Here is a 13,499-nt window from a genome sequence, read left to right as displayed (position 1 = left end):
CCCCCGGCGCGCTCCATGGTGGCAATCAGCTCGGCGGCGAAGGCCTCGCGGGTGCGGCCGAGCAGCCGGGCCGCGTCCTGCAGCCAGGCCCGGCTGTGGAGTTCGGGCTCGACGGTGTCGACGGGCAGCCCGTCGTTGATCATGAGGGTGTAGGCGAGGTTGCGTCGGGCGCCGTACCAGACCGCGCCATCAGGATCGTCAACGAGGCGTTGGGCCCTCCGCAGCGCGTCGTGGAAGGCCCGGCCGGGCTCTGCGAGGACCGGCCCGTGGGAGGGCAGCAGCAGCCTCGGTCGGAGGTCCATCAGCCGCTGCAGGGACGCGAGCGCGGTACCGGTCGCCCGGGGACCGTCGAGGGCGATGTTCACCCAGCCGACGTCGACGTCGGAGAGGGCGTCCCCGACGACGGCCACGCGTTCGTCGGGCTGCCAGAGGGCGAGGTGGCCCGGAGTGTGTCCCGGAGTACGCACGACCTGCCAGTCCGCGTCCCCGAGGCGGATCACCTGATCGTCGACGAGTGGCTCGTCGACGGTGTACGCGGCGACAGGAAAATCGAGGTACTCCATGAGACAGCACCCAGGGTCGCGTCGGGCGATGGCCGACGCGTCGGGCGCGCTGGCTGCGATCCCGGCGCCGCCGGCCTGGAGAAGTCCGTTGGCGCCGACGTGGTCGGCGTGCCAGTGGGTGTTGACGACCAGGTCGAGCCGGCTGGTCTGGCGGCGCACCCACTCGGCGGTCTGGGAAGCGTGGCCGACGTAGCCGCTGTCGATCAGCGCGGGCTGCTCGCCGGGGAGGAACAGCAGATTGGCGTCGGGGTAGGGCCGCTGCTGCCACACCAGCCAGGGCGGGAGCCGCTCCGCGTCGGGTTGACCCATCGAGACCTCCAGGTCGCGAGCTCGAGGAGACCTGCGCAACGTCGTGTGCCCGAACAGTAGGACGCCCGATAGTCGGGCGACCAACTACCAAAGCCCGTCACGCTGGCGGGGCCAGGGGCCGGTCCTGCTTCTCGGTGCCCCGGGACCGGCATGTGCCCGACGTGACATCGGCCAGAGGCTGGCATCGGGACGGTGCGACCGTTACCCCTGTGCGGGGGTGATCGACGGCTTCCAGAAGCTCCAGGGTGGTCCGGGTGGAGCAGCGCCACGTCGGGCTGGACCGGCGCCGGGGCACCACCGTCGAGCTGCCCTGTGAGGCGCGACGCCCAGGTTCGGTCGCCGGTCGCGACCGGACGGACAACGGCCCGAGGCAGTCGCCGTCACCAGGCCTGTGAGAGGAACACCGTGAGCGTGTTGGGAGTCCTGACGCGTCGTCGTCGCGAGGGGCGCGAGGACGGGTGCCGGGTCGCGATCGTGATCGAGGGCGGCGGGAGCCGCGCGACTTTCTCGGCGGGGATGGCGGCCGTGGTGGAGGACCTCGGTCTGACTGCGCTGATCGACGACGCGTACGGGGTCTCCGCGGGCTCGATCAACGCGGCATGGCTGGTCGGTGGGAGTGCGCGGGAGGCGATGACGCCTTGGGTGACCCGCTCGGTGATGCGCCGGTCCATCAACCCGAGCCGGGCGCTCCGCGCCGGGCGGGTGGTCGATCTCGAGTACCTCGTCGACGACGCCTATCTGCACGAGCTGCCCTTCCCCGGCGAGGCGATCCTGACGAGCGCGGTGAGCTTCCACCCGATGGCCACCGACGCCGACACAGGCGCCTCGACCGATCTCGCTCCCCTGCTCGATGGTCCGCAGGCATTACGGCGCGCCATCCAGGCGAGCTCCACGTTGCCGGTCATCGCCGGCCCCCCGGTCCGGCTCGGCGGTCGGCGCTGGGTCGACGGCGGCTTGGCCGAGCCGGTCGCGGTGCACACCGCGCTCGCTCAGGGCGCCACGCATCTGCTCGTGTTGCGGACCCACGCCGCCGCGCACGCCCCCGGCGAGCCCCCGAGCGTCGTCGACGCCCTCGTGCGGCGCTGGCTGCGCCGCCACGCGCCCGGGGTGCTCGCCCCGTGGGCGGCGCGGGTCGAACAGGCCGAGAGCACCGAGACCCTGCTCGACGAGCTCGAGGCGGTGGGACGGGTGTTGCAGGTGCGCCCGCCCGACGACGCGCCACCCGTCTCGCGGGTCTCGACGGACACCGGCCTGTTGACCGAAGCGCTGCGGATCGGCCAGGAGGCCGCCGAGGTCGCACTCGGTGAGGTCCCACGGATGGTCGGCTCGTGCGAGGCATGACCGTCCCGCTGCGGAGCCACGTAGCGGGGTCGGCGGTGGCTCTCGAGCCCCCCGTGTTCCGCGAGCTCGACGCTCGACACCCCGGCGTCGCGCTGTGACGAGCCGGCGGTGGCTCACCCATCTACGCACGGCCGCCCCTGACGTCGCCGGGGTCGGGGCGGGGATGTTCCTGCTCGGTACCAGCTTCGGACTGCTGGTGGTCGGCTCCGGCTTGTCGTGGTGGTGGGCGCCGGTGTTCAGCGCGGTGGTCTTCGCCGGGTCCGCGGAGTTCCTGCTGGTCAATCTGGCCGTCGCCGGGGCGCCGCTGCTGGCGATCGCGGTGACCACCGTGCTGGTCAATGGCCGCCACGTGTTCTACGGCCTGTCCTTCCCTCTGGAACGGGTCCGGGGGCGCCTCAGGAAGGCCTACGCGGTCTTCGCGCTGACCGATGAGGCATACGCGCTCTACGCCACCCCCTCCACCGACTCGCCGCCCGGCGGCCGAATCCTGTGGGGCCAGCTGCTGATGCAGATGTGTTGGGTCGGTGGCGGAGTCGTGGCCGGGCTCGCCGGAGCGGCATTCTCACTGCGGGTGCCCGCGCTCCAGTTCATCTTCCCGGCACTGTTCGTCGTCCTCGCCGTGGAGGCGATCCGCTCGAGCCGCGACCGGCTCGACCCGGTGCTCGCGGTGGCCGCTGCACTCCTCGCTCGGTGGATCGCCCCAAACCAGATGCTGCTCGTGGCCATGGGTCTGTTCGTGGCCACGTTGATCGTGCGGTACCGCGTCCGTCCGCCGCGGGAGGTCGCCGGTGCCTGACACCGCCTACCTCGTCGCGGTGGTCCTCGTCGCGGCCGCCGTCACGGTCACGCTGCGAGCGTCTCCATTCGTGGCGGTGCACGCGCTGCGCTCGTCGCCGCTCGTGGACTTCCTCGGCCGGCACCTACCCACCGGGGTGATGGTGGTCCTGGTGATCTACCTGCTCCGGGACGTGCCGGTCGCCCGTCTGCTGGTCGACCTGCGCGAGCTCGCCGCCATCGGTGTCACCGTGGCCGTGCAGCTCTGGCGGCGCCAGCCCCTGACGAGCATGGCCGCGGGCACCGCGGTGTACGGCGCCTTCCTCGCGCTCGGGGTCACCTGAGCCCGAGCCGCCAGGGCTGCACCCGGCCTCCGCCGACCGCGAGGTGAGGGCGCGCGACGCGGCCGGCGCGCCCCGGTGTCACGGCCGGAGCCCCGCGAGGAGGGTCTCGATGCCGAGCGCCCAACGACGCTCCACCGATTGCGGCGACGACCCGAGGCGACGGGCGGCCTCGGCCGCGGCCAGCCCGTCCAGCAACGCGAAGTACACCAGGGCGATGTCGGTGGGATCGCCGACGAGGACGCCGGCGTCGATCGCGCGTCGGGCGCGATCCACGAAGATTTTGCGGACCTTGACGCCGGCCTTGTCCTCCGCGGTCGTCGGGTCGAAGTCCGCGAACGGTCGGGAGAACATGACCTGGGCCAGCACCGGATTGGTGACGACGAACTCGCGAAACGATCGCGCCACCCGCTGCAGGCCCTCGACGGGGTCGTCGGTCACCGGAAGGGCGGCGAGCGCCTCGCCGAGCATCCGGAAACCCTCGAAGTACACCTCACGGATGAGCCCGGTCTTGTCGGTGAAGACCTCGTAGATCGCCGGGACGGAGGCCTCGGCGCGCCGAGCGATGTTCCTGGTGGTCAGCCCCGCGACGCCCTCTTCGGCCAGCACTGCCAGGGCGGTCGCCACACCCCGCTCCCGCAGATCGTTCGTGCGTTGCTTCGCGCGCGGCATGGGACGAGGGTATCCTTCGTAACGTCGATACGTAACACTGCCACGAGACGTGGGTGCCAGCCCCGCTCCCGACCATTGACGAGGGGACATGCGTCTCATCGGTGACACTACGTGGCCCCGGCCCACAGGCGGGGACGACAGCGGAACCAGCGCGGCCGGCCACGCCGCGGGGTTCCGTCGGCGCCCCGCACCGCCTGAGCACGGGCTCGGCCCGGGCGCCGCGTGATGACCGGGCTCATGCTGGAGACCGCGACCGCGCTCCGGCCTCTCGGCCAGGGGAACTTCCGGGCCGAGCTGGCAGGGAACTGGGAGATTTGGGGGCCCAACGGCGGCTACATCGCCGCGGTGGCGCTGCGTGCCGCCGGTCAGGTCTCGACGATCAAGCGGCCCGCCGGGATCAGCTGCCAGTTCCTGCGCAGCCCGAAGTCCGCCGCGGCCGATCTCGAAGTGACGGTGCTGCACGCGGGTCGCCGAAGCGAAGCGATCTCCGTCCGGCTCCTCCAGGACGGGCGGCTGATGGCCCAGGCCCTGGTGCGCACGGCGGCGGAGGGGGCGGGCTACGACGTACAGCAGGTACGGCCGCCCGACGTCCCGGGTCCGGCCGACGCAATTCCCGCCCCGCTGGGAACCGCTCCGGTTGGAGCGCCGCACAGCGACCGCTACCCGTTCTGGGACAACGTCGAGCGTCGCCTCCTCCCCCGTACGGCGGGCGAGCCGATCTGCCGGGAATGGACACGGTTCCGGCCCCACAGGACCCTCACCGACCCCTTCCTCGACGCCGCCCGCCCACTGATCCTGCTCGACACCTACGGCTGGCCCGCGGCCTACGCCCAGGTGGGAGACGGCGCGTTCATCGCCCCGAGCCTGGACATCACCGCCTGGTTCCACCACCCCGCCGAGCACGCTACGTGGCTGCTCATCGACGAGACGTGCACCGTGGGCACGCAGGGGCTGCTCGGTGCACAGGGACACGTCTGGGATGAAGCGGGGAGGCTGCTCGCCAGCGGCGGAGCTCAGCTGTGCTGCGTGCCCCGCCCCGGATCGACGAAGAACCGCGGGCGGAGTCGGGACCTCGAGGGGTTGCGGTGAGCCCGGGCGCGGACGACGTGTCCGTGCCCGGGCAGAAACGTCGGGATCAGGGGGTCTCGCTCGGCGGTCTCGTCGCGCAGGAGCTTGCACGACGGGTCTTCGTTCGCGCGCTCCTGAGGTCATCGGGGCGCCACGTGGTGCGTGCTCATGCGTGGCGGCAGGGGTGACCGCGACCGCGCGCTATGTCAGTTGCTCGATGTGCGGCCGACGCCAGAGTCTGACCGTTTCACAGGGACGGCGGGGAGCGCAGTGTACCGGAGCTCCCCGAGGGTCACGGAGCGTTGGCCCGACGGACCATCGCCCACAGACTCCGGACTCGCCGGTCCTAGGATGTTCAGCCAGATCGGTCGGGCGCCTTGACAGCATGCCCGAAACGAGCTCCACGCCTCTCCCTTCGATCACGTTCCACTGATCGGACGCTTGAAGTTCGAGACAACAGGACCTGCAAGAGACCATACGTGTGAATAGTTCGATCGACACAGCGGATTACCAGCATGTAGTTCTATGGCGCAGATACTGCTTCGCTCGATCCCGAGGTAAGACTGAGGTGCTGGAGCAGGCTAAAGACGCAACGACGGGGCTGGACGGAGTTCGTGAAGGACTACCTCTCGCTCCTCCCAGGAACCCTGGAGTGGATAGCAAAGTTCCTCGATTCTGTTTCACCTATACCGTGGCCGCTCTGGGTTGGCGCACTACTCCCTCTCTATCTCGGCGCTCTCACCATCTCCGTCTGGTTCCTGCGCGGGAACCTTTTACCGGTGCGTTGCGCCTACCCTCGAACACAACGAGGTGGTCCGTGCCTCAACTTCGTCGCGGGTGAATGGCGACGCTGCCGGTGGCACGACCATCTTGTCCGCTACTCCTATGGGCACACGGTGAAGCCACACCTGCGACGTTGGCAGACACTGACGAGGTCCAACAGAATCGTCGACGTCGAGCAGAGCGGAGTAGGGATTTTTCGGCTTCGACCTCGTGGCCGCGCGCTGCTCTACCAGAACGGGTACGTTCGCAGGCCCAGGGACGTAGCCGCAGTCGTGCCCGACACGCTCCGAGCTACATATGGGCGCATTAGACGGGCTCGCCTTCGCCTTCCCGAGGACAAGAGTAACGAACACGTCGATAACGATGAAGGCGTCGACGGCGAGCCCGTCAGCACCTCAGCAAAGCTTCAGTGCATCGTGCTCGCTACGCGCTTCTCGGTAGCGTTCGCCGCCGCAGCACTTGCCATGACTCTCGTCGCCGTCTTGCTGACGGGTCAGTTGAAAGCGAACGCCCAGTGGCTGGCCACGCTCGCTTTCGTGCTCGCGTGGGCTGCTGCCTACGCGGGCATCTTTCAGGGCAAGGAGGACTGGCGGCGCGGTGCGTGCATCAAAGCGGCGCGCTGGTGGGCGACCATCTTCGTCCCCGTCGCCGTTATCAACCTCATCTTCGCCGCTGCGGGCTACGCAGCCACGTGAGCTACCGCCCGACGGAGCTGGAGGCACCGCATTGGGTACCGCTTACGTCACACCATGGTCACGGACGACTCTCTACAGGACAAGATCACTACATATCGATCATGTCGCTGAGCAGCACAGACGCCGATGGTGGGCCATCGCAGCCGAGGTGAACCCTGTCCACTGGGTTCGGGGTTCGAGTCCCTGACGGCGCACCATCTTTGTTGGTCACAGGCTTACATCGTCGTCGTCGATGGCTCTTGCGAAGTGATTCCACGGCACGCCTACTCCAGCCGATCTTGGCCCTGGAGATCATCTTCGGCTCGGTCCGGTGACTCTTGACCACCGGCTCGCGTCCTGTCGCTGTCGGCAGGACAGGAACCCGGAGCCGGCGGTCCGGCGCGGATTGCTCCGGGCCGCGGAAGCGCGCTCCGGTCGTTGTCCTGGTCCTCACCACCTGAGGCCCGCCCCCGAGGCGCGACGCCTTGGTCAGGGTTGCGGTGACCCACTGCCGGCTGGCCGCGACGACCTCGGCGGTGACCTCGAGCCGGGTCTGCGTCTTCCCTGCGTGCCCTCCCTCGGTCGGGACCACGAGCGTGCCTTGATCGACCCAAGCACCACGACCCGGTGGCCCTTCGTCAGAGACCGGGCTCTGCTTGGCCTGCTCGGCCCACGCCGTGACCGGGCAGAGAGTCGCCTCCCCCGTCGGCCTCAGGATCGCCGACCGATGGGCCGTGGCTCTACCTGACGCGGCGTCGCAGGCCCTTTCTCGGTGCACGAGTGGACTCGCTGAGCCGACTGAGTGATGGTGCTCGAGACGGCGTATCGCGCCCTCGCGCGGAGTCCGAACATACGAACGGTGGGCCGGCCGACGTCCTATCGTGGCCTCTCGGCTTCCCCACGGACGCTTACACACGGTGTCATTGCTCGCGAGGGGAGAGCGCCATGCCTGCGAATCCACGCGGCGGGAGAGCGATACGGCTGAACAAGCCCGACGACGGGCGGCCTCCCGCGACGATTCGCGGTCGGCGGCTGAAGGTGTTGCCGGCGCCGGGCGGCGGGGCTCCGGACGAGTTGCCCTCGGGCGTCGACGATCAACTCCGTCGGGCCTTGGCGAACTCGGGCATGGAATCGACACTGACCTCAGTCGTGGCCTCGAGATCGGAGTCGGAGAACCACGCCGTCCTGGCGGTGACACCTCGTCAGGACCGCCGCGCTGTTCTGCTGGTGCACGACGAGGCCGGGGTGGTCAGCTGGCACCGTCCACACCTGCCTGACGACGCCGAGGGAGCGCCTGCTCCCGGGGCCCCGGTCGAGTTCCGGATTCCGGCGCACCGACTCGCTCCCGCCAGCGCTGCCCCGCCGTTGGGTCGTGCTCTCGCCGGTCCGGCAGTCGCCGGCGCGGCCGAGGCGGACGAGGCGGTCAAGGTGCTCCAGGTCGTAGAGTTCCCGGCCGGAGCCGCCGAGGACGGTTCCGCTGCGCTCTATGCGGCTTGGGAGCGACAGGCGCACTCGCCAGCGGTGCGCTGGTTCCCACCTCGTGCAGGGCTCGACCGGGGCGGGGTCCTCACGGACGCCGCATGGCGCTCCCTGAACGGGGAGTCGACGACGTTGTTGTTCATCCACGGGATCTTCAGCAGTTGCCTCAGCGGGTTCGCCGGCCTCCTCGAGTCCGACGTTGCTGCTCTCGACGAGCTCTGGGACGAACTGCGCACGGAATACGGCGGGCGGATCATCGGCTACGACCACCCGACCGCATCGGTGAGCCCACAGGACAACGTCGAGGCCTTCCTCGACATGATTCCGGACGGTGTGCATCTCACCCTGGACCTCGTGTGCCATTCCCGTGGCGGGTTGGTCGCCCGACTACTCGCCGAGGCCGCCCGGGCTGAGCACAGCAAGATCACTGTCAGGAAGATCGTGTTCGCGGGGACTCCCAACGGTGGGACCGTCATCGTCGAACCAGAGAACTGGGGTGCCCTGGTGGATCGATGGACGAATCTGCTGCGGTTCCTGCCGCCAGGCCCGCCGAACGTCACGAACACGCTCTTCGAAGAAATCCTCGAACTCGTCAAGCTCCTAGCCGATCACGGCGTGCAGGACCTGCCCGGGCTCGTGGCCATGACGCCTGGCAGCCCGCTCTACGCCGACCTCGACAAGACCCCGAACGACGGCCTGACCTACTACGCGATCGAGGCCGACTACCGCCCTCACGGCTCGCTGCGAAAGCTCTTCGACCTGGGCCACGACCTCGGAGTGCTGATCGACCCCGCCATCGACGCAATCTTTGCAGATACGCCCAACGACGTCGCCGTCCCGACCGTGGGAGTGGGCGACCCAGGCGGAGTCGAGGGCGGCCACCCCGTCATCGCAGGCTTTCCAGTACCACAGGATCATCTACTGCCGTTCGGTCCCGGCGAGGTCTGGCACTGCAGCTATTTCGCCCAGGAGGAGACGTGGGAGCACCTGAGGCAGTGGCTGCTCAACGATCCGCCTGCCCCCTAGTAGAGCTGACCGTGAGCCTCGTCCGCCAAACCGCTCGAAGCATGTCGGCGGGATCCGGTTCGACGCCGTATACAAGAGGCTCTTAGGCCCGACTCGCCCGCGCGCCGGTCCGGAGTCGTCACCCTTGGCGCCGTGCCGTGACGGCTGCAGCCGTCACCCCTCAGCACAGCCCGAATGATCGCCGGCCTACGACCGGGCGCCGCCGCTGCTCGAGCGTTCGGCGCGCAGTCGGGCCTCCTCGCGTTGCACCTCGGCGCGGAGGGTGCGCTCACGACGCAGCCACTCCGGCTGTTCCTCCTTGAGCGCCGCGATCTGGGCGGTGGTCAGCGGCTCGGTGATCTCGGCCCGCGCCAGGGCGGAGATCGACACGCCGAGCCGGTCAGCGACGACGGGGCGCGGGTGCGGACCGTCGCGACGCAGTTCGCGCAGCCACGCGGGCGGGTCGGCCTGCAGCGCGTCGAGCTCGGCGCGAGAGACCACGCCGTCGCGGAACTCGGCGGGCGTCGCGTCGAGGTGCACGCCCAGCTTCTTCGCCGCCGTCGCGGGCTTCATCGTCTGCGTCGCCCGCTGCCGCCCCGTCATCGGCCCAGATTATCGGGCCCGACCCGGTCGCTAGCCTGAGCCCGTGACGGAGCCGGGCGAGACCGCGTCCTTCCGACTCGGCTACGTACCCGGTGTCACGCCGGGCAAATGGGAGCGGATCTGGACCGAGCGTCGTCCCGGCGTGCCCCTCGAGCTCCTCCGCGCGACCACGGACGAGGTGGTGGACCAGATCCGGGCCGGTGCGGTCGACGCCGGCGTGGTTCGGCTGCCGATCGACCGTGCCGGGCTGCACGCGATCCCGCTCTACACCGAGACCACCGTGGCCGTCGTACCGAAAGGGCACGTGCTCACGGCGGTCGACGAGGCAGGGCTCGATGACCTGTCCGACGAGGTCGTCCTCCGGCCGCAGGACGACACCCTCTCCTGGCCCGGCGACCTCCCGGGCCATGCCGCGGAATTCGAGCCCCCGACGACGGCCGAGGCGATCGAGCTCGTGGCCGCAGGCGTCGGCGTGCTGGTCCTCCCCCAGTCGCTGGCGCGCCTGCACCACCGCCGCGACCTCGCCCACCGACCGGTCACCGACGCGCCGCAGTCCAGCGTCGTCCTCACCTGGCCGGACGCGGACAACACCGAGCTGATGGAAGAGTTCATCGGAATCGTCCGCGGACGCACAGCGAACAGTTCCCGCACCCCCCACCGTCGAGATGACCCGCCACCGCGCTCCCCCACTCGCGCGAAGAGGGGACCGACACGGCGCCGAGGGGCGCGTCGTCCGTGATCACCGGGCACACGGACGGCGTGGGCCAGCGCGGCGCATCGGTAGTCGCCCCCCGCGGTAGGTCCTACCCGACGTCGGAGCACGTCACGGAGCGATGACCACCTCGACGTCAGCCGCGACGAGGGCCGCGTGGAGGGGCTCGGGCGGCGCTTGGTCGGTGACGAGCACGTCGATGAGGTCGAGCGGACCCAGGACCATGGCCTTCTTGCGGTCGAACTTGGTGTGGTCGGCGGCGACGACGACGCGGTCGGCCAGCGTGGTGAGGAGGCGGCGGACCTCGACCTCGGTGGGGTCGAAGTAGGTGATGCCGCGGTCCGCAGACAGACCGCCGCAGCCGAGGACCAGCAGGTCGAGGTGCACCTGTGGCGGCTCCTGGACGATGCCGGGGCTGACCAGGCTCAGTTCAGGGGTCATGAGGCCGCCGAGCACGATCACCCGGCCACCGCCCTCTCGCGCGGTGATCGCGGCGTGCAGCGCGTTGGTGACCACGGTGAGGTCGCTGCGGTGGGCGAGTTCGGCGGCGACGGCGTGGCAGGTCGTGCCGCTGTCGATCCCGATGGCGGCGCCGGGTTCGACGAGGTCGGCGACGACGTGGGCGATGGCGGCCTTCTCGCCCGCCAAGACCGTGGCTCGGGAGCCGAAGGCGGGGGCGCGGCGGATGGTCGCCCCACCGTGAACCCGGTGTAGCTGGCCGGCCTCGTCCAGCTCGGCGAGATCGCGGCGGATGGTCATGCCGGACACGCGGAATCTCTGCGCGAGCTCGGTGACGTCGACCTGTCGGGTCTGCTGCAGCATCTCGAGGATGTCGCGCTGACGAGCGCTTCGCGCGTCCTCCACCGCGTTGTCCTGCGACACCCGGGCAACGCTACCGGGCCCCGGGATCGCCCTGAGGCTCATGACCGGCACCCACCCCGATGCCGCAGCGATCGCTTCTCCAGTTCGTCGACCTGGACGCCCACGCTTGCCCGGGCTCCACGGACTGGTCTCATCCCGGCCTCCTGCCTCTGCCACCTCTCGAAGAGAGGGTGTGCGAGCGAACATAGCAGCAACGAGGCGGCCACGACCAGGCACCTCCCCGAGTCAGAGGCTTCTGACCTGCGAAGATCGAGTTTCCCTAGGTGATGAGATGCTTGACGCTTCTTCGCCGAGCACCTAGCGTCCACCGCATTCAATGTTCATTCGAACATCGAGGTTCGGAGGTCGAGATGGCTGTGCGCATCAAGGCGGGCATGGAGAAGGTGCCCGGCGGGATGATGTTGGTTCCCCTGCTCGTCGGGGCGGTGATCCACACGCTGGCACCGGACGCGGGGAAGTTCTTCGGATCGTTCAGCGGGGCGCTGTTCACCGGCCTGACGCCGATCCTCGGTGTGTTCTACGTGTGCCTGGGCGCCACGCTGGACCTGAAGGCCACGCCCTACATCGCCAAGAAGGGCGGCACCCTGCTCGGCAGCAAGATCGCCTTCGCCGTGCTCGTGGGCGTCGTCGCCGGCCGGTTCCTGGGCGAGGCGCCGATCTCGGGCGGACTGCTGACCGGCCTGTCGGTGCTGGCGGTGGTGGCGGCGCTCAACGACACCAACGGCGGGCTGTACATGTCGCTGATGGGCCAGTTCGGTCGCAACCGCGACGTCGGCGCCTACAGCGTGATGAGCCTGGAGTCCGGCCCCTTCCTCACGATGGTCACCCTCGGCATCGCCGGGCTGTCCGCGTTCCCCTGGCAGGCCCTGGTCGGGGCGATCCTGCCCCTGGCTCTCGGGATGGCGCTGGGCAACCTCGACCCGGCGATGCGCAAGTTCCTGGCGCCCGCGGTCCCGGCGCTCGTGCCGTTCCTCGGGCTCACCCTCGGGTTCACCATCAACCTGACCGCGGTGTGGAAGGCGGGACTGCTCGGTATCGTGCTCGGGCTGTTCGTCGTGCTCGCCGGTGGCGCGGTGTTGCTGCTGGCCGACAAGGTGACCGGCGGAGACGGCATCGCCGGCCTGGCCGCGGCCACCACCGCCGGCAACGCCGCGGTCGTCCCGACGATCGTCGCCGAGGCCAATCCGGCGTACGCCCCGGCCGCGCAGAGCGCCACCGTGCTCGTCGCCTCGTCGATCGTCGTCACCGCCATCCTGTGCCCGATCATCACCGTGCTCTGGGCCCGGGTGGTCCTCAAGCAGCCCGCAGGCGGTCGCCGGGAAGCCGACCCCGTGCTCGCCGCGGACCTGCACCCCCACCTGGACCACGTGCCCGCCGACACCGGCGAGACCGCACCCGAGGCAGCCCGCGTCACGGTGCTCGAGGACTCCGCCACCGACCGACCGCGAGACCACGCCCCGGCCACGACCAGGGCCCGCCACGCCGGGACGCAGTCGACCAGCGACCTGACGAGCGCGCGGTCGGACCTGACGGTCCGCCGCGACCGATAGGAGCGAGCAGCAGATGCGTGACGGACGAGTGGTGCGCTGCACCTACTACCTGGAGTCGGAGATCGAGCCGGGACGGGCCGCGGCGATCCTCGCTGGTGAGCAGTCCAGCGGGACGTTCGTGGCGGTGCCCGGCGAGTCGGAGGAGCTGCACGAACGGCACGGGGCAGAGGTCGTGGACGTGCAGGACCTGGGCCGCCACCGCCCGTCGCTGCCCTCGAGGACCCACCCGGAGAAGATCCACGCGGCCTCGGTGACGATCGAGTGGCCGATGGAGAACGTCGGCACCGACCTGGCGACCCTGCAGACCGCCGTCGCGGGGAACCTGTTCGAGCTGCAGGAGCTGTTCGCCTGCCGGGTGCTGGACCTGCAGCTGCCGGCGGAGTTCGTCGACGCGCACCCGGGGCCGGCCTTCGGTGTCCCCGGGACGCGACGGCTCATGGGCGACGCCACGGGCACGATGATCGGCACCATCGTCAAACCGAACGTGGGGCTGTCCGAGGAGCAGTTCCGGTCGGTCGTCGGGGAGCTCGCCCGCGCCTCGATCGACCTGATCAAGGACGACGAGCTGATGACCGATCCCGGCTACCTCCCGCTGGAGCGCCGGGTCGCGGTGGCCACCGAGGAGATCCGGGCGGCGGAGCAGATCACCGGGCACCCGACGATGTACGCCTTCAACATCACCGGCGACCTGGCGGGGCTGCGCCGGCGGCACGACCTCGTCGTCGAGGCCGGTGGACGGTGCG

The 13,499-nt window shown here is 70.0% G+C and carries 13 protein-coding genes; 9 read left to right on the top strand and 4 right to left on the bottom strand.

Annotated features, from left to right (window positions below):
• The coding region (locus AC0CYZ_RS09370; RefSeq protein ID WP_472214558.1) for an MBL fold metallo-hydrolase at nt 1–872 on the bottom strand (872 nt) is incomplete at its 3' end.
• A gap of 405 nt (nt 873–1,277) precedes the next feature.
• Between AC0CYZ_RS09370 and AC0CYZ_RS09365 the strand changes: the two genes are divergently transcribed.
• From AC0CYZ_RS09365 to AC0CYZ_RS09355, 3 genes are all read left to right on the top strand, one after another.
• Nucleotides 1,278–2,213: a patatin-like phospholipase family protein gene (locus AC0CYZ_RS09365; RefSeq protein WP_472214556.1), complete on the top strand. Its 936-nt coding sequence runs from the start codon at nt 1,278–1,280 to the stop codon at nt 2,211–2,213.
• Nucleotides 2,214–2,307: 94 nt separating this feature from the next.
• Entirely contained in the window at nt 2,308–3,009 is a 702-nt protein-coding gene (locus AC0CYZ_RS09360) for an AzlC family ABC transporter permease (protein WP_472214554.1), read from the top strand.
• Nucleotides 3,002–3,331 carry a branched-chain amino acid transporter permease gene (locus AC0CYZ_RS09355; protein ID WP_472214553.1) on the top strand — a complete coding sequence of 110 codons (330 nt, stop codon included), beginning with the start codon at nt 3,002–3,004 and terminating at the stop codon, nt 3,329–3,331. The genes AC0CYZ_RS09360 and AC0CYZ_RS09355 overlap by 8 nt, the downstream gene beginning before the upstream one ends.
• A gap of 78 nt (nt 3,332–3,409) precedes the next feature.
• Here the strand turns inward: AC0CYZ_RS09355 and AC0CYZ_RS09350 are convergent, their stop codons facing one another.
• Nucleotides 3,410–4,000, bottom strand: coding sequence for a TetR/AcrR family transcriptional regulator (locus AC0CYZ_RS09350; RefSeq protein WP_472214551.1), 591 nt, complete (start codon nt 3,998–4,000; stop codon nt 3,410–3,412).
• A 237-nt stretch (nt 4,001–4,237) separates the two neighbouring features.
• Here AC0CYZ_RS09350 and AC0CYZ_RS09345 point away from each other — a divergent pair, with 237 nt between their 5' ends.
• From AC0CYZ_RS09345 to AC0CYZ_RS09335, 3 genes are all read left to right on the top strand, one after another.
• Entirely contained in the window at nt 4,238–5,089 is an 852-nt protein-coding gene (locus AC0CYZ_RS09345; RefSeq protein WP_472214549.1) for a thioesterase family protein, read from the top strand.
• Nucleotides 5,090–6,123: 1,034 nt separating this feature from the next.
• Nucleotides 6,124–6,546 carry a hypothetical protein gene (locus AC0CYZ_RS09340; protein WP_472214547.1) on the top strand — a complete coding sequence of 141 codons (423 nt, stop codon included), beginning with the start codon at nt 6,124–6,126 and terminating at the stop codon, nt 6,544–6,546.
• Nucleotides 6,547–7,470: 924 nt separating this feature from the next.
• Nucleotides 7,471–9,030, top strand: coding sequence for a DUF7379 domain-containing protein (locus AC0CYZ_RS09335; RefSeq protein WP_472214545.1), 1,560 nt, complete (start codon nt 7,471–7,473; stop codon nt 9,028–9,030).
• Between the two features lie 186 nt (nt 9,031–9,216).
• Here the strand turns inward: AC0CYZ_RS09335 and AC0CYZ_RS09330 are convergent, their stop codons facing one another.
• Nucleotides 9,217–9,612, bottom strand: coding sequence for a DUF5997 family protein (locus AC0CYZ_RS09330; RefSeq protein WP_472214543.1), 396 nt, complete (start codon nt 9,610–9,612; stop codon nt 9,217–9,219).
• A 43-nt stretch (nt 9,613–9,655) separates the two neighbouring features.
• Between AC0CYZ_RS09330 and AC0CYZ_RS09325 the strand changes: the two genes are divergently transcribed.
• Entirely contained in the window at nt 9,656–10,351 is a 696-nt protein-coding gene (locus AC0CYZ_RS09325; protein WP_472214541.1) for a LysR family substrate-binding domain-containing protein, read from the top strand.
• An 84-nt stretch (nt 10,352–10,435) separates the two neighbouring features.
• Here AC0CYZ_RS09325 and AC0CYZ_RS09320 read toward each other — a convergent pair whose 3' ends face one another.
• A complete protein-coding gene (locus AC0CYZ_RS09320) occupies nt 10,436–11,206 on the bottom strand; it encodes a DeoR/GlpR family DNA-binding transcription regulator (protein WP_472214539.1) in 771 nt (256 codons plus the stop codon).
• Between the two features lie 350 nt (nt 11,207–11,556).
• On the opposite strand from AC0CYZ_RS09320, the gene AC0CYZ_RS09315 reads away from it, so the two are divergent.
• A complete protein-coding gene (locus AC0CYZ_RS09315) occupies nt 11,557–12,756 on the top strand; it encodes a 2-keto-3-deoxygluconate permease (protein ID WP_472214537.1) in 1,200 nt (399 codons plus the stop codon).
• A 13-nt stretch (nt 12,757–12,769) separates the two neighbouring features.
• Nucleotides 12,770–13,499 (top strand): RuBisCO large subunit C-terminal-like domain-containing protein (locus AC0CYZ_RS09310; protein WP_472214535.1); only part of this gene is annotated, 730 nt, incomplete at its 3' end.

This window comes from Actinomycetospora sp., assembly GCF_055612215.1.
This window is presented reverse-complemented; position numbering and strand designations above follow the sequence as displayed.

Bases quoted from the DNA above. Each gene is read 5' to 3' on its own strand.
- AC0CYZ_RS09330 (WP_472214543.1), bottom strand. From the start codon at position 9,612: ATGACGGGGCGGCAGCGGGCGACGCAGACGATGAAGCCCGCGACGGCG.
- AC0CYZ_RS09350 (WP_472214551.1), bottom strand. From the start codon at position 4,000: ATGCCGCGCGCGAAGCAACGCACGAACGATCTGCGGGAGCGGGGTGTG.
- AC0CYZ_RS09315 (WP_472214537.1), top strand. From the start codon at position 11,557: ATGGCTGTGCGCATCAAGGCGGGCATGGAGAAGGTGCCCGGCGGGATG.
- AC0CYZ_RS09345 (WP_472214549.1), top strand. From the start codon at position 4,238: ATGCTGGAGACCGCGACCGCGCTCCGGCCTCTCGGCCAGGGGAACTTC.
- AC0CYZ_RS09335 (WP_472214545.1), top strand. From the start codon at position 7,471: ATGCCTGCGAATCCACGCGGCGGGAGAGCGATACGGCTGAACAAGCCC.